Here is a 20,130-nt window from a genome sequence, read left to right as displayed (position 1 = left end):
TGACCCGTTTTAACCCCTAGAACGGCCAATCCACGCACTTAGCCAAGCCGAACACCAACGAATGAATTAAACTAAGACGTTCAGTCAATCCTTGTTCGCCTTGTAGGCCACACCAGATTTTATGAACGCCCCCATCGCCAGCCAGTATCTTGCCGCCCATTCCTCCACGGTGCTCAATACACGCCTGCGTGAAATCCCCTACAACTACACTTCTTACTCCGATCGCGAAATTGTTTTGCGTCTACTCGGGGATGAAGCATGGGAAAAACTCAGCGAGCTACGTTCCGAACGCCGTACCGGCCGTTCTGCCAAGATGCTTTTTGAGGTGCTAGGCGACATCTGGGTAGTGCGCCGCAACCCCTATCTGCAAGACGACCTGCTGCACAACCCAAAACGTTTGCACCAGTTAATCGAAGCCTTGCAGCACCGCTTGAACGAAATCGACAAGCGCCGTGATGTAGACGTTGCTGAGCGCGACCAGAAAGTACAATTTTTGCTGCACAGTGCTAAAGACGCTGTCACGGCATTTGAAAATGAATTCACCACCATGCGTGACTTACGTCAGCGCACGGTGAAACGCCTAGGCGCCATCACGGCGGCTGACAACATTAAGTTCGATGGTTTGTCCCGTGTTTCCCATGTGACTGATGCCACCGACTGGCGTGTGGAATACCCCTTTGTTGTACTGACCCCTGACCATGAAGCTGAAATGGCTGCGTTGGTACGTGCCTGTATGGAGTTGGGTCTGACCATCATCCCTAGAGGGGGTGGTACTGGATACACCGGTGGTGCTATTCCGCTTAGCCCTCGCTCTGCGGTGATCAACACTGAGAAATTAGAAGCGCTTGGCCCTGTTGAGGCCATTGCCATGCCCGGCCTAGACACGCCTGTACACACAATTTTGTCCGGTGCTGGTGTAGTGACTCGCCGTGTAGCTGATGCCGCGACGGCAGCAGGCCGTGTATTTGCGGTTGACCCTACGTCGATTGATGCCTCCTGTGTGGGCGGTAACGTTGCCATGAACGCCGGCGGTAAGAAAGCCGTGCTCTGGGGTACTGCACTGGATAACCTCGCTTGGTGGCGCATGGTAGACCCAGAAGGTAACTGGTTAGAAGTTACCCGTGTTAATCACAATCTGGGCAAAATCCACGAAGTAGACGAAGCGGTTTTCGATCTGCAATGGTTTGATGGTGCGTTTGCACCCGGCGCTAAACTGCTACGCAGCGAAACCCTGCGCATCAAAGGCCAGTCTTTCCGTAAAGTAGGTTTGGGCAAAGACGTTACCGACAAATTCTTGTCCGGCTTACCCGGTGTGCAAAAAGAAGGCTGTGATGGCCTAATTACCTCTGCACGCTGGATTTTGCACCGCATGCCTGAACACACCCGTACCGTCTGTATGGAGTTCTTCGGCAGCGCGCGTAATGCTGTGCCTTCCATTGTCGAAGTGAAGAACTACCTAGACACCGACGGTAAAGAACGCGGCGCACTATTGGCAGGCCTGGAACACTTAGATGAACGTTATCTGCGCGCGGTAGGCTATGCCACCAAGAGCAAGCGCGGCGTACTGCCCAAAATGGTTCTGATTGGCGATATCGTGGGTGATGATGCCGATGCCGTTGCTCACGCTGCTAGTGAAGTAGTTCGTATTGCCAACAGCCGTCACGGTGAAGGTTTCGTAGCTGTTAGCCCTGAAGCCCGTAAGCGCTTCTGGCTGGACCGCTCCCGCACTGCAGCGATTGCCCGTCACACTAACGCCTTCAAGATCAACGAAGACGTGGTGATTCCACTCAACCGTATGGGCGAGTACACCGACGAAATCGAACGCATCAATATTGAACTGTCCACACGCAACAAACTGCGTTTGCTGGATTCGCTAGAAGAGTTCCTGCAAGGTGATTTGCCCATCGGCAAACTGGCCGACCCAGCCGATGCAGATCACACCCGCGAAGAGGTACTGGAAAACCGTAGGCACGATGCGTTGGCCACCCTGCAATCCGTGCGTGAGCGCTGGAGCTGGATGCTGCAAAATCTGGATGCACCTGTTGCCGAGCAACTGGATACCTTGCGTACCCATGGCTTGGAGGCGGTAATCCCTGCCTTGCAAGAACGTATTGCTGCTCAACCCGATGTACGCATTGTAGAAATGCTGCAAGACCACACACTGCGTATCTCGTGGAAAACCGAAGTGCGCTCGCGCTTGGAAGAACACTTCCCAGGCGCTGACTGTGCAGCGGTATTGGCTGAACTACAAGCCATTCACGACAAAGTACTGAAAAGCCGTGTGTTTGTGGCTCTGCACATGCACGCTGGTGACGGTAACGTACACACCAACATTCCGGTCAACTCTGACGACTACGGTATGTTGCAAGAGGCCAATGAAACCGTAGAACGCATTATGCAAATCGCCCGTCGTCTGGATGGCGTGATTTCTGGTGAGCACGGTATTGGCCTGACTAAGTACGAGTTCTTAACACAAGAAGAACTGCAACCCTTCCAAGATTACAAACGTCGTATAGACCCGCAAAACCACTTCAACGCTGGCAAACTGATGCCAGGTGCTGATTTGAGTCGTGCGTGGACGCCTAGCTTCAACCTGCTGGGTTACGAATCGCTGATTATGCAGCGTAGCGAAATTAGCTCGATTTCCCACGCAATCAAAGACTGTTTGCGTTGCGGTAAATGTAAGCCAGTCTGTGCCACCCACGTGCCACGCGCCAACTTGCTGTACTCCCCACGCAATAAGATTCTGGCCACATCACTGCTGATCGAAGCCTTCTTGTACGAAGAGCAAACGCGTCGCGGTATTAGCCTAAAACACTGGGAAGACTTTGAAGGCGTAGCTGACCACTGTACGCTGTGCCACAAATGTTTTACCCCCTGTCCGGTAGACATCGACTTTGGTGACGTCACCATGGCAATGCGCGCCTTGTTGAACCGCATGGGCAAGAAATCGTCCAACCCCGGCTCATCGGCCGCCATGTTCTTCCTGAACGCCAAAGACCCTCGCGTGATCAACACCACACGTAAAGTCTTGGAAGTAGGCTACAAAGCCCAACGCATGGCGAACAACTTGCTCAGCAGTGCGGCACACAAACAAACCGAAGCACCTCCAGCCTCGGTAACTAAGCCCAGCATTCGCGAACAAGTCATCCACTTTGTGAACAAGAAAATGCCCGGTGGTTTGCCTAAGCAAACTGCACGTAAACTCTTGGACATTGAGGATGCCGACTACGTACCTATTATTCGCAACCCAGCCACCAGCGCTGATAGCGAAGCGGTGTTTTACTTCCCTGGCTGTGGTTCTGAACGTCTGTTCTCACAAGTAGGTTTGGCTACCCAAGCTATGCTGTGGCACGCTGGTGTACAAACCGTATTGCCTCCTGGTTACTTGTGCTGTGGTTACCCACAACGTGGTAGCGGCCAGAAAGACAAAGCCGACCAGATGATTACCGATAACCGCGTGCTGTTCCACCGTATGGCCACCACGCTGAACTACTTGGATATCAAAACGGTCGTTGTTAGCTGTGGTACCTGTTACGACCAGCTCTCCATGTATGAATTCGAGAACATCTTCCCTGGCTGCCGCCTGATTGATATTCACGAGTTCTTGCTGGAAAAAGGTATTCAGCTAGAAGGCATCAACGGTACACGTTACATGTACCACGATCCTTGCCATACCCCAATGAAACGTCAGGACCCAATGAAAACCGTAAAAGCCTTGGTGGGCGATCAAACCATCAAGAGCGACAGATGTTGCGGTGAGTCGGGTACCTTAGCGGTCACCCGCCCTGACATTTCTACCCAGATCCGTTTCCGCAAACAGGAAGAATTGCAGAAAAACCAAGACAGCATCCGTGCTGACGGTTTTAATGGCGAAGTCAAAATGCTGACTTCCTGTCCATCATGTCTGCAAGGTTTGTCCCGTTACCAAGACGACACTGGCGTAGAAGCTGACTACATCGTAGTAGAAATGGCCAAGCACATTTTGGGTGCAGACTGGCTGCCTAACTACGTAAAATCGGCCAATAACGGCGGTATTGAACGCGTACTGGTGTAATCACATCCTTTCCCAGAATAGCCGTTGTGAGTTTTCTGGGAAATTATGCACAAAATGAGCATTATGCAGAGAAATGCAGGTAGACTGTAGTTCTCTGCATGATGCATTTGGTGTGTAGTTCACGATGAATGTCCCGTTTTCTCCAGTAATTACGTCGTTACTGGAAACTGATCTCTACAAATTTACGATGTGGCAGGCCATGCTGCATCGCCATCCAGCCACTCAAGCACGCTACGAGTTCTTGTGCCGTAACCAGACTGCCTATCCTATGGCTGAGCTGGCAGAAGAAGTAGAGGCACAACTGAATCACCTGTGCAGCCTGCACTTCAGCCAAGAAGAATTAGACTACCTGAGCCAACTGCGCTACTTGAAGTCTGACTTCATCGACTTCCTATCGCTATTCCGTTTCCAACGCCGTTTTATACGCGTAGAAACCGATGGCGAACGCCTGATCATCATTGCCGAAGGCCCACAAGTACACGTAATGGGCTTCGAGATTTTTGTGCTCGCCATTGTGAACGAGCTGTACTTCAGACGCTTTGATCCGCTGACACTGCTGACCGAAGGCCGCCAACGTCTGGCAGACAAAATCCAACGCCTGAAACGCTTCGGCCAAGAAAAACAAGAAACCTTCAGTTTCGACGTATCGGATTTTGGTCTACGTAGACGCTACAGTGCTGCGTGGCACGATGAAGTCATCGGCACCTTGGCTCGCCAAGTACCTGAGTTTTTTAAAGGTACCTCTAACGTTTACTTAGCCAGAAAACACAACTTGGTGCCCATCGGCACCATGGCACACGAATACTTCCAATCCTTCCAAGCTTTTGGTTCCGTGCGTTTACGCGATTTCCAAAAAGCTGCTATGGAAGACTGGGTACAAGAATACCGTGGTGACTTGGGTATAGCCCTTACCGACACCGTAGGCATGCAAGCCTTCCTCAACGATTTCGACCTGTATTTCGCCAAACTGTTTGATGGTTTGCGCCATGACTCTGGCGATCCATACTGGTGGGGCGATCTGGCCATTCAGCACTACCGAAAACTGCGTATAGACCCTAAATCTAAACGTCTGGTATTTTCGGATGGCCTGACTATAGACAGCGCCATTGAACTGTATAGATACTTCGGTAGCCGCATACAGGTTGGTTTTGGTATAGGCACCAGCCTGACTAATGACATGGGCACACAGCCCCTGAACATCGTTATGAAACTGGTCAGCTGCAACGGTGCGTCTACCGCAAAACTGTCTGACTCTGCAGGTAAAACCATGTGTGATGATGAAACCTTCCTCGCCTACCTGCGTCAGGTGTTTAACCACTACCAGTAAACTCACTCTGGCTTTTCCATTAAGCGCTTATGTCCACACATCAAGTTTTTTTGGATTCGCTGTACCAGTTGCTGCAACAGCAGCGACTGGCTTCATTCGGCACCCTAACGAACCAAGGCCTGCCTTTTGTGTCCATGGTGCCCTTCGCCCTAGATACAGAACATGGCCGACTGCTGATACACATCAGCGACATGGCCGCACACACACGCTATATCAAAGAGCGACCTCTAGCCTCGCTGATGATTTGCCAAACACCGACTGAAAATGCCGGTGTGCACGATCTGCCCAGAGTCACATTACAAGTAGAAGCTACGCTACTAGAGCGCAACACTCCAGAACGAGAAGCTGCCCGCGACGCCTACTTGACCCGCTTCCCTGATGTAGCCTTTATGACGGACTTCACCGACTTCCATTTCTTTGCGCTGACCGTACAACGCGTACGACACGTAGCAGGATTTGGTGCCGCTCGCACGCTCAATGCGGAAGACGTTTGCGCTCGTATACGCCAAGGGGCGTAAGACGTGGCGATGAGTGTGACATCAACATGCTCACCACTGGCTGCAGTAGCTAGCACTGCGAAAAATATTTTTTAATTTGACCACCAAATAAAAAAATACTTTCCTCCGTTTTCCCTCCATCGCTTGCCACGGTTTGGGAGTGGTCACAACTGTGGCTCATGAGTACTTCTGCAGCCAAGAAAGAAGCATTCCCACACCCCCGTCAACAAGCAGCTCTATCACTAAGAATAGATAAAAACAGCCAAACGCCACAAGACCATCGCCACAGAATAAAGGGCTGTAAGCCTCACCGCATTGAGAACAATCGGGGGGTGGAGGGAAACTTTTTTGATTTGGTGTCTCAAATCACAAAAAGTATTCCTGCAGTCCCCCCTGCGCATGCAATGAATGCTCCCTCAACATGCTGACCGACAACTGCTGTCGCTTGCAACGAGTTAGAGAGAAGTTGCCATTGAAGGTGATGGATCTTTCTGTCGCTGAAAATACCGCGACTAAAGAAAGGGCTGTAAACCTAGCCACACTCAGAACAACCGGGGGACGGAGAGGAAACTTTTTGATTTGGTGTCTCAAATCACAAAAAGTATTCCTGCAGTCCCCAGCGTATGCGATGAATGCAGCGGCTCAGCTTACCCCTTACTCACAGTAAGAAGCAAAAAACCACCACCACAAACAACAAACCCCCGGCAAAAACCAGGGGTTTAGTCGCTAACAGTAGATCAGCCTATACCGGCAACCTCTGTATTACTGACCGGGTAAAGCATCTGGATCAGGCAACGACTCATCAAACTCACAAACGGTGTACACCGGCAAGCCTGTTTCGCGCACACCTGCTGAACCACCCAAGTCAGGCAAGTCGATGATAGCAGCTGCTTCAATCACGTTCGCACCCAAACGCTGCAACAAACGAGATGCAGCAATCATGGTACCGCCCGTGGCGATCAGGTCATCAATCAACAAGACACGTTGGCCGGGACGCACTGAATCCGTATGCATTTCAACGGATGCATTACCGTATTCCAATGAGTACTCTTCAGCGACGGTCTGGAAAGGCAATTTGCCTTTTTTGCGTACGGGAACAAAGCCCAGATTCAGTTCGTAGGCCAATACAGACCCAACGATGAAACCACGCGCATCAATGCCTGCTATTAGGTCCAGACGCTGACGCATGTAGCGGTATACGAATAAATCAATCAGTACACGGAACGCTTGAGGATCTTGCAACACAGGCGTAATGTCACGGAACATCACGCCTGGCTTTGGCCAGTCCGGTACGCTGCGTATCGTGTTACGGATGTAATTAGCGGGATCAGTATGCATGTTTCTACTAACTCTAGACACAAAAAAGGCCACAGCGCAGGATGCACTGCAGGCACATGTGCAGTGTACACAATAGCACCAGATAAAACCGGGAACGTATCCTAAAAGGAACGTTCCCTAGGCGACCCGCTGCAATGTCTCACCTTGCACTTGCCATTCTTGCTCAAAGCATCCTTCGGGCACTTCATCATGGCTCACCATGATGACGCTACGTGTACCGGCAAACTGCAGCACGTCCTGTAGCAAGGCATGCGCGTTGGCTCTATCCAGGCCGCTAGTAGGTTCGTCTAAGAACCACACACTTGCCGGGGCTAACACAATACGCGCTAAACACAGCCTACGCGCTTGGCCGGTGGATAAGGTATTACCACCCTCACCTATCCAACTGTCTAAACCTTCTGGCAAGCTGCGTACAAAATCAGCAAGGCGTACGCGCTGTAGCGCATCCCATAGTTGCTCATCCGAGGCATTTGCGCAGCCCAACGTCAGGTTATAACGTAGGCTACCCATGAACACGGTAGAGTGCTGCGACAACAAGGCAAAACGTTGGAAACGCTGATCCGTAGGACTTTGCTGCACATCGACTTCACCATACAGCACCTGTCCGACTAACGCAGGCTGCACACCCATCAAGGTTTGTAGCAATGTGGTTTTCCCTGAACCACTGACACCACGAATTAAACACCTACCACCTTGTGGAATGCGTAATGTCACGTCTTTCAACAGCGGTACGTTCACATCGAAACCCACATGCAAATCCTGCGTCAACAGCTCGCCGTGATCGGGTAACAGGGTAGAACCAGAAGGCATTTTCTCATCAGCGCTGCGCAGCATACCCAAGCGCGACGCCGCCGCACTGGCCACGCCTAAACCTGCTGCACCACGCATTAAAGGCGCCATGATTTCGAATAGCCCTAACGCCCCCAACACCAAGCCCACCCACATTGGACCAGTCAGTAGTTCTTTACTGTACGCATCTACACCTATAGCGACCAAAGCCACAATAGTGAGCGCCATACAACACTGTTGCCACAAACTTCCCCAACTAGCGATGGCTGCTAATTTTTCACGCTGCGCAGATAACAAACGGCTTAACTGCTCAAACCGTGCTTTAGCACTGTCGGTTGCGTTAAATACGACCACATCTACGTGCGCAGCAATGGTGTCATGCAAAACACTACGTGCCTGCGCCACCTGTGCTGCCAATTGCATACCACCGGCTGCCGCTTTGCGCGCAACCACATACGGTATCAGCACAGCAGCAACAATAATCACTGCGGCCAACGCTACGCCACCCCATGGCATTTGTGATCCTGTTAGCCACGAGTACATACCGCCACCCAACAAAGCAGTACATGTGGGCACCACCAACAGCAGATACACGCTATCTAAACGTTCTACGTCGTTGACCAACCTAGCCACTAAATCGCCATCTCGGTATTTAGCTAACTCAGAAGGCGGTAACTGCATCAGTTGTGCAAAAGTCTGCGCCCGTATTTCGGCCTGCAACTCCAAGGTAACGGTATGGCCTGTAATACGTTCCACGTAGCGTGAGGCAATACGCCACATAGACAAACCACGTACCAGAGCGGAAGGACCAAACAAGTTAAAGCTAAGCATAGAAGCAGCAATAAAGGTCCCCGTCAGGAACCACCCCGCTACCGCTAACAGCCCCACCCCTGCCACTACCGTGCCCAAGGCCACCAAAATACTGCCCAACACCAACCAGCGACGTCGTACTAGCCAATCACGACATAATCCCCACCATAGCGTCATGACTGTACCCCGCTTAATGTTTGATCTTGTAAGCTCCATTGCCGCTGCAATCGTGCTGCTACGGCTGGATCATGAGTAGCAATAATCAACGCTTTGTCTGCACAGAAGGCCAAAATAGCATCTAACACCACATCGCGAGTACGTGCATCCAAGTGTGCGGTAGGTTCATCCATCAGCACCAAATCGGCCTCGCACAAGAAAAGTCTAGCCAATGCGATACGCTGCAATTGCCCACCCGATAGACCATAGCCCCGAGTACCCAGTAACGTTTGCAAACCGGCATGCTGCGTACGTAGTACATGCTCCATATCTACTTTTGCCAAGGCGTTCCACATTTGCGCTTCAGAAGCCTCAGGTGCAGCAAGTTTTAATACCTGCTCTACGGTTTCACCGGATAAAAAGGGATGTGCACTCAATAAGCACACACCCGGTAAAAATCCGAGCTCACCATCGTTGCTGCCTGCACCTTCTGTATAGAGACGCACTTCCCCGCTATGCCGTGCACGTAACCCCACTACACTTTCTAGTAAGGTGGTTTTGCCACTGCCACTGCTACCCTGCAGGGCAATGGACTCGCCCTTATTCACCGTAAACGAAACAGGCTTAAGCAGTACTGTCTCGGTACCTGGCGCAGTCAAACTAAAACCTTCTACCTGCAAAGCAGGTGTTACACCGTTAGAGTCTGTCATGGGTAGTCGCACGCTTACGCCTTCCCACTTGGCTTCTGGTGCCTCATTACTAGTGAGTTCCACGTTCTTATTAGGAACAGCAGGCAAGGTTTTGAAAATAGCTTCCAACGAGGTAATGGCTGATTTTGCTTGTGCTCGGTCGTGATAGCTCGCTGCCAGCTGGCGCAAAGGTTGATACACCTCGGGCGCTAAGAACAAACAGAAAAGCCCTTGCTGTAAGGTCATGCCCGTGAAGTTATCACCCAACATGCCCAAGTAGCTCAAACCTATATATACCGCCACACCCGCCACACCCAGTGCGGCAAACAGTTCCAACACCGCCGAAGACAAGAAGGCAATACGCAACACCTTCATGGTGGTTTTGCCTAAGTCTTGGCTGGCTTGTTGTACTGCTTCTACTTCTTCCTTGGCTCTGCCAAACAGTACCAAGGTAAATACGCCTTTGACGCGATCGCCAAAAATGCCCGACAAACGTTGCAAGGCTTGATGGTATTTTTGGTTAGCAGCTTCTGCCCCCCAGCCTACCAATGCCATAAAAACGGGAATCAATGGTGCGGTCAGCAATAACAGCAGCCCCACGACGATGTCCACGCCCATTGCCACGACCGCCAATAACAACGGTAAAAACACCGCCGCTACGGCTGCAGACATGTAACGCTGCAAATAGCCTTCTAAGGCTTCCACGTGATCTATTAATGCGGTGGTCAGCTCACCCGATGGGTGTTGACGTGACCACGTCGGCCCCTTATTCAGCAAGCGCTGCATCAAGGTAGCCCGTAGCCAATGTTTAATGTGTTCAGCACCTGAGCTTGCCGCCCTCTCACCAGACCAGACCAACAACGCTCTGACCAACAAGAGTCCTGCCACGATGCTGATAGCGGGCCATAACTGCTGTAGCGCGGCATGACCAATCACAGCTCGGTCCAAAATATCTGCCAGCCACCAGGCCTGAAACAAAAATAGCACCCCTGCTAACAAAGGTGCACATAATGCCCAGAGCATACGTCTGGGGGCTAGTCGCCAAGATTGCGCTAGCCACCCCCCGCTACGTTTCGCGCGGGGGGAGGAAACAGCCAATGATTTAGTCACAGTTACTCATTAGACAGCGTTGACGTATCGTTCTGTTGTCTATTCTGTGAATTCACTACCCTTAACTCAAACCACATGGCATTCAGGATAGAGAACGCACAAGCTAGACTCAAACCCAATATCCAAGAAAAGTACCACATAATACAGCCCTCGCAAATCAATAGGAATGGGGAGCGTTATGCACGCTGTCTGCCGTTACCTTGCCGCGCATCACGCTATACACCCAACTGGTGTAAGCAATGATCATTGGTAAGAAAATGCAAGTAACCAACAGCATTACCCATAAAGTGAGATGGCTTGCGGACGCATCGTAGATGGTTAACCCGGCATCTGGCTGGGACGACGATGGCAGCAAGAACGGAAATAACGCGAAACCAAAGGTCAGCACAACAGCAATCACAGATACCGACGAGCAGAACACCGCGAACAGTGAACCACGCGCAACTAAGAAAACGGCTACCAATGCGGCCAACACCGCAATCATGGGGGCTAACCACATCCAGCTGTAAAGGCTGAAGTTCAACATCCAACCACCCGCTGCTGTCACTTCTACTGTTTTGCTCAATGGGTTAGAGAATGCGCCAGGCTCAATCGCAGAAGTAACCACTTGGCCTTCTAAGCCTGTAGCCACCCACACGCCCGCCCCAATAAAGAGCAGCAACATTAGCAAACCAGTAACTCGGGCGCACCGTATTGCGCGCTGTGCAATCAGCCCTTCGGTTTTCCACGACAGCACAACAGCACCTTGGAAAGCCAACAGCAAAATACTGACCACGCCGGTCAACAAGGCAAAGGGTGTAAACAAGCCAAAGAAACTACCGGTATACAGTGGGCGCAGCGTTTCAGGATCAAAACCAAATGGCACGCCCAACAGCACGTTACCAATCGCCACACCAAACACCAGAGCGGACACCACACCACTCAAGCACCAAATAGCATCCCAACGATTACGCCACTGCTGCGATTCTAATTTGCTGCGGTATTTGATCGCTACCGGACGCACAATCAGCGCGACCAACAGCAGCAGCATAGCAAGGTAGAAACCCGAAAATGCCATCGCATACAGCACTGGCCATGCCGCAAAAATCGCACCACCGCCTAGAATCAACCACACTTGGTTACCTTCCCAGACAGGGCCAATCACGTTGTACAACACACGTCGTTCATCATCGGTTTTGGCTACGGCTGGCAACAGCATCGCCACACCAATATCCGCCCCGTCCATCACTGCGAACAGTGCCAACAATACGCCTAGCAACAGCCACCAAATAATGCGCAGGGTATCGTAATCAAGCAAAATAAATGAATCCATGGTTTTCCCCTTATTACTCCGCGCCTAGCACACTAGTCTTTGGTGTGAGCGGTACATTAGGCTCTGGGCTCTGCTCATCTGGACCTTTACGTATGGAGAGCAGCATCACCTTGATACCAATCACTGCCAACGTGGTATATAGCCCCATAAAGACGGCCATACTGATCACTAGATCGGTCACGCTCAAGCCTGAAGCGGCGTAGTAAGTAGGCAGTACGCCTTCAATAATCCATGGCTGACGACCAAACTCGGCGACAAACCAACCACACTCAATCGCAACCCACGGTAAAGGAATAGTCCATAGCGCCACTTTAAGGAAACGTTTGCTGTTGGTAATGCGGTCTTTGGAAGCCAAGAAGAAAGCCACAGCAAAGAAAGCAATAAAGTAGAAGCCCAGTGCCACCATGATTCGGAAGCTCCAGAACAGCGGTGCCACTTGTGGAACGGTATCCCACGCAGCTTGTGCAATTTGTTCGTCGGTGACTTCGCTCATGTCACTCACATGACGTTTAAGCAGCAAGGCATAACCTAAGTCTTGCCAGTGAGCGTCAAACACAGCACGTGCTTCGCTATCGGTTTTATCAGCACGCACTTTTTGCAAAGCATCGTAAGCCAACAAACCATTGCGTATACGTACTTGCGCATGGGCAACCAAATCATTGATACCGGCCATTTCGGTACTCAATGAACGCGTACCGATAATGCCCATCGCCCATGGAATATCCAGCTCTATAATGTTTTCACGTTTTTCCTGATCAGGAATCGCGAACAGTTTGAAGCTAGCTGGTGCGGGTTCTGTTTCCCACATTGCTTCCATAGCCGCTACTTTCATTTGCTGGTGCTCTGTAGTGAGGTAACCACTTTCATCACCCAACACCACAACAGACAATGAAGCAGCCAAACCGAAGCTCGCAGCAACAGTCAGGGATCTACGTGCGATTTCCAGGTGACGTCCGCGCAAAACGTACCAAGCACTTACCCCTACAACAAACGCTGCACCCAACACGTAGCCGGAGCTAACCGTGTGTACAAACTTCGCTTGTGCCACAGGGTTAAACAGCACCTCAGCAAAGTTGGTCATTTCCATACGCATGGTTTCAGGATTGAAAATGGCACCTACTGGGTTTTGCATCCAGCCATTAGCAATCAGAATCCACAGCGCGGAGAAGTTCGCACCAAAAGCTACCAACCACGTCACCACCAAGTGGCTTACTTTGGACAGCCTATCCCAACCAAAGAAGAACAACCCTACAAAAGTTGCTTCCAAGAAGAAGGCCATCAAACCCTCAATGGCCAGCGGTGCCCCAAAAATATCACCCACGTAGTGACTGTAGTATGCCCAGTTCATCCCGAACTGGAACTCCATCACTACCCCGGTTCCCACCCCTAGCGCAAAGTTGATACCAAACAGCTTGCCCCAGAACATGGTCATACGGCGCCAAATGGCTTTGCCCGTCATGACGTACACGCTCTCCATAATGGCAAGCAAGAACGATAACCCTAAGGTTAAGGGAACAAAAAGAAAGTGAAACATTGCGGTAGAGGCAAACTGCCACCTCGACAATGTCACCACGTCTAAATCAATCATGTTGATCTCCGGATAACTTCACACTTTTTCGGACCTTGCCCACTAGGCCCAACACCTTCTGTACCTTAGAACCGAGCTTCATCAAGCTCTGTAAGGTTTCTGGCGGCAAATTTTGGATCTCATCAAACCAACCCGTAGCCAGTTCTATCAGTTCCAACATTGCCGCAATTCGTTGATGTTCGTATTCCTCACGTGCACCGTCTGGTTGCTCCATCAACATGGAACGCAACAGGGTCAGCGTAGGATCAATCTCGCGCTTACGTTTCTCCTCAACTAGGATGCGAAAGATCTCCCAAACATCTTTGGGTGATTCAAAGTAATCCCGGCGATCACCCACTTTGTGGCTCAGCAACACCAGTCGCCAAGACTGCAACTCGTGCAGACTCATGCTCACATTGGAGCGTGAGATTTTTAAGGTTTCTGCAATCTCTTCTGCGTGCAAAGGCTCAGGAGACAAAAACAACAATGCGTAAATCTGCCCCACTGTTCGATTTACGCCCCAGCGCCCACCCATTTCACCGAAATGCAAAATAAAGCGTTCGGCCTGCTGGTCCAATACCATCTCTAACTCCTGAAGTTTCAGTAATTACTGAAATTGCAATAATTACAGAATCATAGTCCTATGCACTGGCCTATTCAAGCCTCAAGCTTTAAATCATTACTTCTCCGCAAGTAGGCAAAGACCAGCTAAAATACGCGATTAGGGTAGAAATTTTGCTATGAGAGCCTTCATCACACCGGATCCAAAACGCGTTATTGCTTCGGCTCAGCGCACATTCGATATAGAGACTCATGCTTTGCAAGCATTGCGAGGCAGGCTAAATGACAACCTCGTCAAAGCGGTAGGCCTGTTGCTGAATTGCAAAGGTAGAGTGGTAGTCACAGGTATTGGCAAATCTGGCCATATTGCGCGAAAAATCGCTGCGACCTTAGCTTCCACTGGTACCCCTGCTTTCTTCATGCATGCAGCAGAAGCCCTGCATGGCGACTTGGGCATGATTACCGAAGACGACTTGGTGATTGCCTTGTCCTATTCAGGCAAAGCGCAAGAACTCATCACTGTACTCACCGTAACTCGACGTCTAGGCATCAAATTGATTGCCATGACCGGTAACGACCAGTCTGAGTTGGCACAAAGTGCAGACCTGCATTTAGATGTACATATAGATCAAGAAGCCTGCCCTCTGAATTTAGCGCCTACTGCCAGCACCACCGCCTGCTTAGTGCTAGGCGATGCGTTAGCTGTAGCATGTTTAGAGGCGCGTGGTTTTAGCGCTGAAGACTTTGCTCGCTCACACCCTGGTGGCGCGCTAGGCAAACAGTTGCTCACCTTTGTGCGTGACGTCATGCGCCAAGGCGATGCGCTACCTATAGTACATACCGACACACTGGTTACCGATGCTTTGGCAGAAATGTCAGCCAAAGGTATGGGGATGACCATCGTAGTTGACGCTCAACGACGTCCTGTGGGTATTTTTACCGACGGCGACCTACGTAGGCTGATTGCTAAGCAAGGCGACATACGCGAGGCCACCGTTTCCACAGGCATGACTCCCTCGCCGCGTCAAATTTCTGCCCAAGCTTTGGCTATAGAAGCCGCCCGCATGATGGACGACAACCGTATCCATCAAGTACTTATCACAGACCCGCAAGGCCAGCTCATTGGTGCACTGCATATGCATGACTTGCTGGCTGCGAAGGTGATCTAACATGTCTCAAAACACACCACTCACTGCTCCACACCCTGTAGAAGCCTTAATCTTGGCGCGTGTAGACGCGTCACTGCAGCAACGTCTCAAAGCCATCCGACTGATGGTCTTTGATGTTGATGGCGTACTGACTGATGGCCGCCTCTGGTATGGTGAGCACGGCGAAGCCCTCAAAGCTTTCCATGCTTTGGATGGTTTGGGTCTGCGTCTACTCAAAGAAAACGGCGTACACGTCGCGTTGGTAACAGGCCGACAAGGTGCTATTGTGGCCCGACGCGCTGCCGATCTGGGCATTGCTGAAGTACACCAAGGCATTAGCGACAAGCTGCCAGTAATCCAAGAAATCGCCACCAAAATGGGGCTAAACCTTTCTGAAATTGGCTACATGGGCGATGACATTATTGATTTGATGGCGATGCAACGTGTGGGCTTTGCTGCTAGCGTACCGAATGCGCCCCCTTACATTTCACAAGTGGCCCATTGGGTAGCTGCACAAGATGGTGGCTCAGGCGCTGTGCGCGAGTGCTGTGATCTTATTTTGGCCGCACAAGGCAAACTGGGCGCGTGCTTACAACCCAGAACCTTTAACACGGCTGGCTCCATCCAGTAAGGCTTAACATGCGCGAAAAACTGCCTTCACTCGTTGCGATGATACTGCTGACCATTTTGGTTGCAGGCACATGGTGGGCGGCCGACTATACGCACCGTTCTATTGAAGTAGACCCCCCACGACGTTTCACCCATGAGCCTGACTCATGGGCCAAGAACTTTATCTTGGTGCGTAGTGACGAGCAAGGTCGTGCGTTAAACCGTCTAGAAGGCAAGCATATGCTGCACTTCCCTGACGACGACTCTTACGAAATCACTGACGCTCGTGCGGTTAGCAATCAAGTAGACTCTCCCATTATGATTGCCACGGCAAACACCGCCATCATGGACCAAGACGGTAGCCGCATCACCTTGGTAGGCGATGCACATGCTCAACGTTTGCCTGATGCCGAACGTAAGCCCTTAGATGTACGCAGTGAAGTGCTGGTGATTTTGCCAGATGAAGACGTAGTACACACCGAAGAACCTGCCTTGGTGGTGAATGGTAATTCCACCATGCGCGGCACCGGCATGCGCTACAACAACACCACGCGTCAACTTGAGGTATTTTCCGCCTCAGATGTCAAAATATCAGGCCAAGACCGACAAGAACGTCAGTCTTCCTCCAACCCTTGAAGATCTCTATGATTCCTGCACTTTCTACTCTTACGCCACGTCGCTCGCGCCCATTGCTTTGGTGTGCCGGGGTTGTTTTGGCGCTAGGTACTACGATGGCTGCGGCGCAAACCACGCCCCCTGCAGAAGAGCCTGACACGCTGATTTTGTCCGATACGCTGCACTACGATGACATCAAGCGCGAAAGTGTTTTTGTGGGCAATGTCACCATGACTCGCGGAAATATGACGCTATCGTCTGACCGCCTAACCATGCGCGAAGATGCCGATGGTTTTCAATATGGTACGGCCACAGTAGAACAAGCTGATCGCGTACACCTGCGCCAAGAAAAACCTGAAAAATTTGAGAACATCAAATCAGAAAGCCTACGTGCTGAATACGATGGCAAAGCCAAACAATTGATTCTGATCGGCCAAGCCGTGGTAACCCGCTATGTATGCGGCCAACCTCAAGACAACATTCGTGGCGAGCGTATTGTGTACCACCAAGATACCGATACCTACGAAGCTTTCGGTGGCCCCCAATCAGCTGGCCCTAACCAGCGCGTGCGCTCTGTGACGCGTCACCGTTCCAAATCGGATGCTGCTCTGGCCGAGTGCACTAACAAATCCTCTGCTGCCGCCAAACGCTAATCACGCATTATGGAAAACACCGTTTCTACTCCTAATGAGCCCACAGGCCACCTGATCGCCACTGGGCTAAGCAAAACCTACGGCAAGCGTACCGTCGTAAAAGATGTGTCCATCACCGTGAACAGTGGTGAGGTAGTAGGCTTACTAGGGCCTAACGGGGCAGGTAAAACCACCAGTTTCTACATGATCGTAGGGATTGTGGCCGCTGACCGTGGCCGTATCGAAATTGATGGCACTCCTATTGCTGCTCTGCCTATGCACAAGCGTGCTCAGTTGGGCTTGTCGTACTTGCCTCAGGATGCCTCCGTATTTAGACGCCTGACAGTAGAGCAAAACATTCGTGCCGTTCTAGAACTGCAAATCGACCGCCAAACAGGCAAGCGCTTTAATAAGGCTCAAATCAACGAGCAGCTAGAGCGCCTCATTGACGAACTGCAGATCGGCCACATCCGCACCAATACTGCATTGTCGTTATCTGGTGGTGAGCGTAGACGTGTAGAAATCGCCCGTGCATTGGCCACACAACCGCGTTTCATCTTGTTAGATGAACCGTTTGCAGGGGTGGATCCTATTGCTGTGATCGAAATTCAGCGCATTGTGCAGTATTTGAAATCCCGCCAAATTGGGGTGCTCATTACCGACCACAACGTACGCGAAACACTGGGTATCTGTGACCGTGCTTATATTATTAGCGACGGCACTGTACTAACTAGTGGCCATCCCGACGAGATCATTAATAACGAAGCCGTACGTCAGGTATACCTGGGTCAGCACTTCAAAATGTAGGTACGGGAAAACACGGATTTTTGACCAGAATCATGCTCAAAGGCGTTGACTTATGTATACTGAAGTCATCGATAACAGATATGGAGAACACGCCTTACTTACTGTCCTTCGCACACGTACGCTGTGCATATTGACCTCACAGGAGAGCTTTATATGAGTCTGAGCATTACCGGTCGCAACGTAGAAATCACTCCAGCCATCCGCGAATACGTGGAAAACAAAATTGGCCGCGTCGGCAAACATTTCGATAGCGTCATAGGCATTCAGGTCGTTCTTTCAGTTGAGCGCGTACAGCACAAAGCCGAGGTTACCCTGCGTCTAGCGGGCAAAGACCTACACAGTGAAGCTGCCGAAGAATCCATGTATGCTGCCATTGATGTACTGGCTGATAAGGTTGAAAGGCAAATCATCAAAGCCAAGGACAAAGTTGGGAATCACGCACACACTCCGCACAAGCGTATGGAATCCGCCTCACTATAAAGTCAGAGTTACTTTATAATCAGTAGGCCTATACATTGCTGCATCTACCTAGCCCCGTAACATGGGGCTTTATTATTTCCGCAGTTTCGTATTAAATGGCGCTTAACTCTCATTAATGTGACGGTGCTTACCCGCACTAGTCTCTGTACTGTAAATCATGAACTTACTGTCGCGAATTCTGCCTCCCTCAAATGTTGTACTGGATCTGGTAGCCACCAGTAAAAAACGTGCATTTGAGCAAGCAGGTTTGTTATTCGAAAACAATCAGGGCATTGCTCGCACGGTTGTTTTCCAAAGCCTTTTCTCACGCGAACGCCTAGGATCGACCGCGCTGGGTCACAACGTTGCCGTTCCACATGGCCGTATCAAAGATCTTAAAGAGCCGCTAGCGGCTTTTATTCGTTTATCGGAACCCGTTCGTTTCGACGCCTGCGATGGCCGCACTGCGAGTCTGTTGTTTATTCTGTTGGTTCCCGAAAATGCCACTCAGGTGCACTTGGACTTGCTGGCTGAAATCGCCCGCCTGATGTCCGACCCTGACCTGCGCCACGCGCTGAACACAGAAACAGATCCTGCTGTCATCCACCAACTTCTCACCAGCCATGTGGATAAACCAGACCATGTTGACGATACAGGAACTTGTTAGCGATACCACTGAACGTCTGAATTTCAAATGGCTGGCCGGTGAATTATCCGCCGCCCATATCCTGCTGGATCCCGGCATGGCTGCCGCCGATCTGCTTGGGCACTTGAACTTGATTCACCCAGCCCGTATTCAGGTTTTTGGTCTGGAAGAGCTCTCGTACTACCACCGCTTTGATGTAAAGCGACGTCAACACCACTTGGAAGAACTAGCTCAAGGCGGCGTACCTGCCATTATTATTGCTAGCAATGCGCCTGCCCCTGAAGACTTGGTGAGCTTTTGCGCACATCACCACGTTCCTCTACTGGCCTCACCTCTAGATGCCGCTGAGATCATTGATCTACTGCGCGTGTACCTCAACAAGCGTCTAGCACCCAGCACCATTTTGCACGGCGTGTTCTTGGATGTTCTAGGTTTAGGCGTATTGATTACTGGCGAATCAGGCTTAGGGAAAAGCGAACTAGCACTGGAATTGATCTCTCGCGGCCACGGCCTAGTAGCCGATGACGCAGTAGAAGTGTTTCGCACTGCCCCTAGCGTGATCGAAGGTCAATGCCCTGCTCTACTGCAAAATCTGCTGGAAGTACGTGGCTTGGGCCTGCTGGATATACGTACAATCTTCGGCGAAACCTCTGTACGCCGAAAAATGAACCTCAAGCTCATTGTGCATTTGATGCGTGCCAACCCCGCCGACTTCGAACGTTTACCTATGCAAGATCGCACTCAATCCATTTTGGGTGTGGATATCTTACAGGTAATGCTGCAAGTGGCAGCAGGTCGAAACTTGGCGGTATTGGTAGAAGCTGCTGTACGAAATACCATCCTGAAGATTCGTGGCATTGATACCATGCGTGATTTCATTGAGCGCCAAGCTCAAGCCATACAGGAAAGCAGTCAACAGCGCGTAGTATAGAATTGGTATGATAGTTGGACAGTCCTGGTGTAATGCCGGCCATTTTTTCCTTCTGTATGTCGCTGACCAT

The 20,130-nt window shown here is 50.9% G+C and carries 18 protein-coding genes; 11 read left to right on the top strand and 7 right to left on the bottom strand.

From position 1 onward, the window contains the following. The first annotated feature begins 121 nt into the window (after positions 1 to 121). From ACLO87_RS02365 to ACLO87_RS02355, 3 genes are all read left to right on the top strand, one after another. Positions 122 to 4,057, top strand: coding sequence for a DUF3683 domain-containing protein (locus ACLO87_RS02365; RefSeq protein WP_430222690.1), 3,936 nt, complete (start codon positions 122 to 124; stop codon positions 4,055 to 4,057). A 124-nt stretch (positions 4,058 to 4,181) separates the two neighbouring features. After that, entirely contained in the window at positions 4,182 to 5,384 is a 1,203-nt protein-coding gene (pncB, locus tag ACLO87_RS02360; RefSeq protein ID WP_135865067.1) for a nicotinate phosphoribosyltransferase, read from the top strand. Positions 5,385 to 5,413: 29 nt separating this feature from the next. Continuing rightward, positions 5,414 to 5,902, top strand: a complete 489-nt coding sequence (locus ACLO87_RS02355) for a HugZ family pyridoxamine 5'-phosphate oxidase (RefSeq protein WP_430222689.1) — start codon at positions 5,414 to 5,416, stop codon at positions 5,900 to 5,902. 741 nt (positions 5,903 to 6,643) lie between these two features. Here ACLO87_RS02355 and ACLO87_RS02350 read toward each other — a convergent pair. The 7 genes from ACLO87_RS02350 to ACLO87_RS02320 all read right to left on the bottom strand — a co-directional run bounded on the left by ACLO87_RS02350 (position 6,644) and on the right by ACLO87_RS02320 (position 14,235). Then, positions 6,644 to 7,219 (bottom strand): adenine phosphoribosyltransferase, encoded by a 576-nt coding sequence (locus tag ACLO87_RS02350; RefSeq protein ID WP_135865071.1) that lies wholly within the window; start codon positions 7,217 to 7,219, stop codon positions 6,644 to 6,646. A gap of 117 nt (positions 7,220 to 7,336) precedes the next feature. Continuing rightward, positions 7,337 to 8,995 carry a thiol reductant ABC exporter subunit CydC gene (cydC, locus tag ACLO87_RS02345; protein WP_430222688.1) on the bottom strand — a complete coding sequence of 553 codons (1,659 nt, stop codon included), beginning with the start codon at positions 8,993 to 8,995 and terminating at the stop codon, positions 7,337 to 7,339. After that, positions 8,992 to 10,773 carry a thiol reductant ABC exporter subunit CydD gene (gene cydD, locus ACLO87_RS02340; RefSeq protein WP_430222687.1) on the bottom strand — a complete coding sequence of 594 codons (1,782 nt, stop codon included), beginning with the start codon at positions 10,771 to 10,773 and terminating at the stop codon, positions 8,992 to 8,994. Before cydD ends, cydC begins: the two co-directional genes overlap by 4 nt. A gap of 2 nt (positions 10,774 to 10,775) precedes the next feature. Next, positions 10,776 to 10,913 carry a cytochrome bd-I oxidase subunit CydX gene (cydX, locus tag ACLO87_RS02335; RefSeq protein WP_430220904.1) on the bottom strand — a complete coding sequence of 46 codons (138 nt, stop codon included), beginning with the start codon at positions 10,911 to 10,913 and terminating at the stop codon, positions 10,776 to 10,778. A 17-nt stretch (positions 10,914 to 10,930) separates the two neighbouring features. Then, entirely contained in the window at positions 10,931 to 12,085 is a 1,155-nt protein-coding gene (gene cydB / locus ACLO87_RS02330; RefSeq protein WP_135863068.1) for a cytochrome d ubiquinol oxidase subunit II, read from the bottom strand. Between the two features lie 13 nt (positions 12,086 to 12,098). Then, positions 12,099 to 13,673 carry a cytochrome ubiquinol oxidase subunit I gene (locus ACLO87_RS02325; protein ID WP_135863070.1) on the bottom strand — a complete coding sequence of 525 codons (1,575 nt, stop codon included), beginning with the start codon at positions 13,671 to 13,673 and terminating at the stop codon, positions 12,099 to 12,101. Next, positions 13,666 to 14,235, bottom strand: a complete 570-nt coding sequence (locus ACLO87_RS02320) for a GbsR/MarR family transcriptional regulator (protein ID WP_135863071.1) — start codon at positions 14,233 to 14,235, stop codon at positions 13,666 to 13,668. The genes ACLO87_RS02325 and ACLO87_RS02320 overlap by 8 nt, the downstream gene beginning before the upstream one ends. 157 nt (positions 14,236 to 14,392) lie before the next feature. Between ACLO87_RS02320 and ACLO87_RS02315 the strand changes: the two genes are divergently transcribed. The 8 genes from ACLO87_RS02315 to hprK all read left to right on the top strand — a co-directional run bounded on the left by ACLO87_RS02315 (position 14,393) and on the right by hprK (position 20,060). Continuing rightward, a complete protein-coding gene (locus ACLO87_RS02315; RefSeq protein WP_430222686.1) occupies positions 14,393 to 15,382 on the top strand; it encodes a KpsF/GutQ family sugar-phosphate isomerase in 990 nt (329 codons plus the stop codon). 1 nt (position 15,383) lies between these two features. Then, positions 15,384 to 15,992 carry a KdsC family phosphatase gene (locus tag ACLO87_RS02310; protein WP_135863075.1) on the top strand — a complete coding sequence of 203 codons (609 nt, stop codon included), beginning with the start codon at positions 15,384 to 15,386 and terminating at the stop codon, positions 15,990 to 15,992. Between the two features lie 8 nt (positions 15,993 to 16,000). Next, positions 16,001 to 16,606 (top strand): LPS export ABC transporter periplasmic protein LptC, encoded by a 606-nt coding sequence (lptC, locus tag ACLO87_RS02305; RefSeq protein WP_430222685.1) that lies wholly within the window; start codon positions 16,001 to 16,003, stop codon positions 16,604 to 16,606. A gap of 8 nt (positions 16,607 to 16,614) precedes the next feature. Further along, a complete protein-coding gene (gene lptA / locus ACLO87_RS02300; RefSeq protein ID WP_135863078.1) occupies positions 16,615 to 17,238 on the top strand; it encodes a lipopolysaccharide transport periplasmic protein LptA in 624 nt (207 codons plus the stop codon). A 9-nt stretch (positions 17,239 to 17,247) separates the two neighbouring features. Next, positions 17,248 to 18,024: an LPS export ABC transporter ATP-binding protein gene (gene lptB, locus ACLO87_RS02295; protein ID WP_430222684.1), complete on the top strand. Its 777-nt coding sequence runs from the start codon at positions 17,248 to 17,250 to the stop codon at positions 18,022 to 18,024. Positions 18,025 to 18,177: 153 nt separating this feature from the next. After that, positions 18,178 to 18,504 carry a ribosome hibernation-promoting factor, HPF/YfiA family gene (gene hpf / locus ACLO87_RS02290; RefSeq protein ID WP_135863082.1) on the top strand — a complete coding sequence of 109 codons (327 nt, stop codon included), beginning with the start codon at positions 18,178 to 18,180 and terminating at the stop codon, positions 18,502 to 18,504. Positions 18,505 to 18,661: 157 nt separating this feature from the next. Beyond that, positions 18,662 to 19,150: a PTS sugar transporter subunit IIA gene (locus tag ACLO87_RS02285; RefSeq protein WP_135863084.1), complete on the top strand. Its 489-nt coding sequence runs from the start codon at positions 18,662 to 18,664 to the stop codon at positions 19,148 to 19,150. Beyond that, positions 19,125 to 20,060 carry an HPr(Ser) kinase/phosphatase gene (hprK, locus tag ACLO87_RS02280; protein ID WP_430222683.1) on the top strand — a complete coding sequence of 312 codons (936 nt, stop codon included), beginning with the start codon at positions 19,125 to 19,127 and terminating at the stop codon, positions 20,058 to 20,060. The genes ACLO87_RS02285 and hprK overlap by 26 nt, the downstream gene beginning before the upstream one ends. The last annotated feature ends 70 nt before the right edge of the window (positions 20,061 to 20,130 follow it).

The sequence above is a fragment of the Paenalcaligenes sp. Me52 genome (assembly GCF_050487965.1).
In the GTDB taxonomy this organism is placed as follows: domain Bacteria; phylum Pseudomonadota; class Gammaproteobacteria; order Burkholderiales; family Burkholderiaceae_B; genus Paenalcaligenes.
The sequence above is the reverse complement of the archived record's forward strand: the minus strand, read 5'-3'. Positions and strand labels throughout refer to the sequence as shown.

What these genes read in the sequence shown, in the direction of transcription:
- ACLO87_RS02365 (WP_430222690.1), top strand. Translation starts at nt 122, where the DNA reads ATGAACGCCCCCATCGCCAGCCAGTATCTTGCCGCCCATTCCTCCACG.
- pncB (WP_135865067.1), top strand. Translation starts at nt 4,182, where the DNA reads ATGAATGTCCCGTTTTCTCCAGTAATTACGTCGTTACTGGAAACTGAT.
- ACLO87_RS02355 (WP_430222689.1), top strand. Translation starts at nt 5,414, where the DNA reads ATGTCCACACATCAAGTTTTTTTGGATTCGCTGTACCAGTTGCTGCAA.
- ACLO87_RS02350 (WP_135865071.1), bottom strand. Translation starts at nt 7,219, where the DNA reads ATGCATACTGATCCCGCTAATTACATCCGTAACACGATACGCAGCGTA.
- cydC (WP_430222688.1), bottom strand. Translation starts at nt 8,995, where the DNA reads ATGACGCTATGGTGGGGATTATGTCGTGATTGGCTAGTACGACGTCGC.
- cydX (WP_430220904.1), bottom strand. Translation starts at nt 10,913, where the DNA reads ATGTGGTACTTTTCTTGGATATTGGGTTTGAGTCTAGCTTGTGCGTTC.
- cydB (WP_135863068.1), bottom strand. Translation starts at nt 12,085, where the DNA reads ATGGATTCATTTATTTTGCTTGATTACGATACCCTGCGCATTATTTGG.
- ACLO87_RS02325 (WP_135863070.1), bottom strand. Translation starts at nt 13,673, where the DNA reads ATGATTGATTTAGACGTGGTGACATTGTCGAGGTGGCAGTTTGCCTCT.
- ACLO87_RS02320 (WP_135863071.1), bottom strand. Translation starts at nt 14,235, where the DNA reads ATGGTATTGGACCAGCAGGCCGAACGCTTTATTTTGCATTTCGGTGAA.
- ACLO87_RS02315 (WP_430222686.1), top strand. Translation starts at nt 14,393, where the DNA reads ATGAGAGCCTTCATCACACCGGATCCAAAACGCGTTATTGCTTCGGCT.
- ACLO87_RS02310 (WP_135863075.1), top strand. Translation starts at nt 15,384, where the DNA reads ATGTCTCAAAACACACCACTCACTGCTCCACACCCTGTAGAAGCCTTA.
- lptC (WP_430222685.1), top strand. Translation starts at nt 16,001, where the DNA reads ATGCGCGAAAAACTGCCTTCACTCGTTGCGATGATACTGCTGACCATT.
- lptA (WP_135863078.1), top strand. Translation starts at nt 16,615, where the DNA reads ATGATTCCTGCACTTTCTACTCTTACGCCACGTCGCTCGCGCCCATTG.
- lptB (WP_430222684.1), top strand. Translation starts at nt 17,248, where the DNA reads ATGGAAAACACCGTTTCTACTCCTAATGAGCCCACAGGCCACCTGATC.
- hpf (WP_135863082.1), top strand. Translation starts at nt 18,178, where the DNA reads ATGAGTCTGAGCATTACCGGTCGCAACGTAGAAATCACTCCAGCCATC.
- ACLO87_RS02285 (WP_135863084.1), top strand. Translation starts at nt 18,662, where the DNA reads ATGAACTTACTGTCGCGAATTCTGCCTCCCTCAAATGTTGTACTGGAT.
- hprK (WP_430222683.1), top strand. Translation starts at nt 19,125, where the DNA reads ATGTTGACGATACAGGAACTTGTTAGCGATACCACTGAACGTCTGAAT.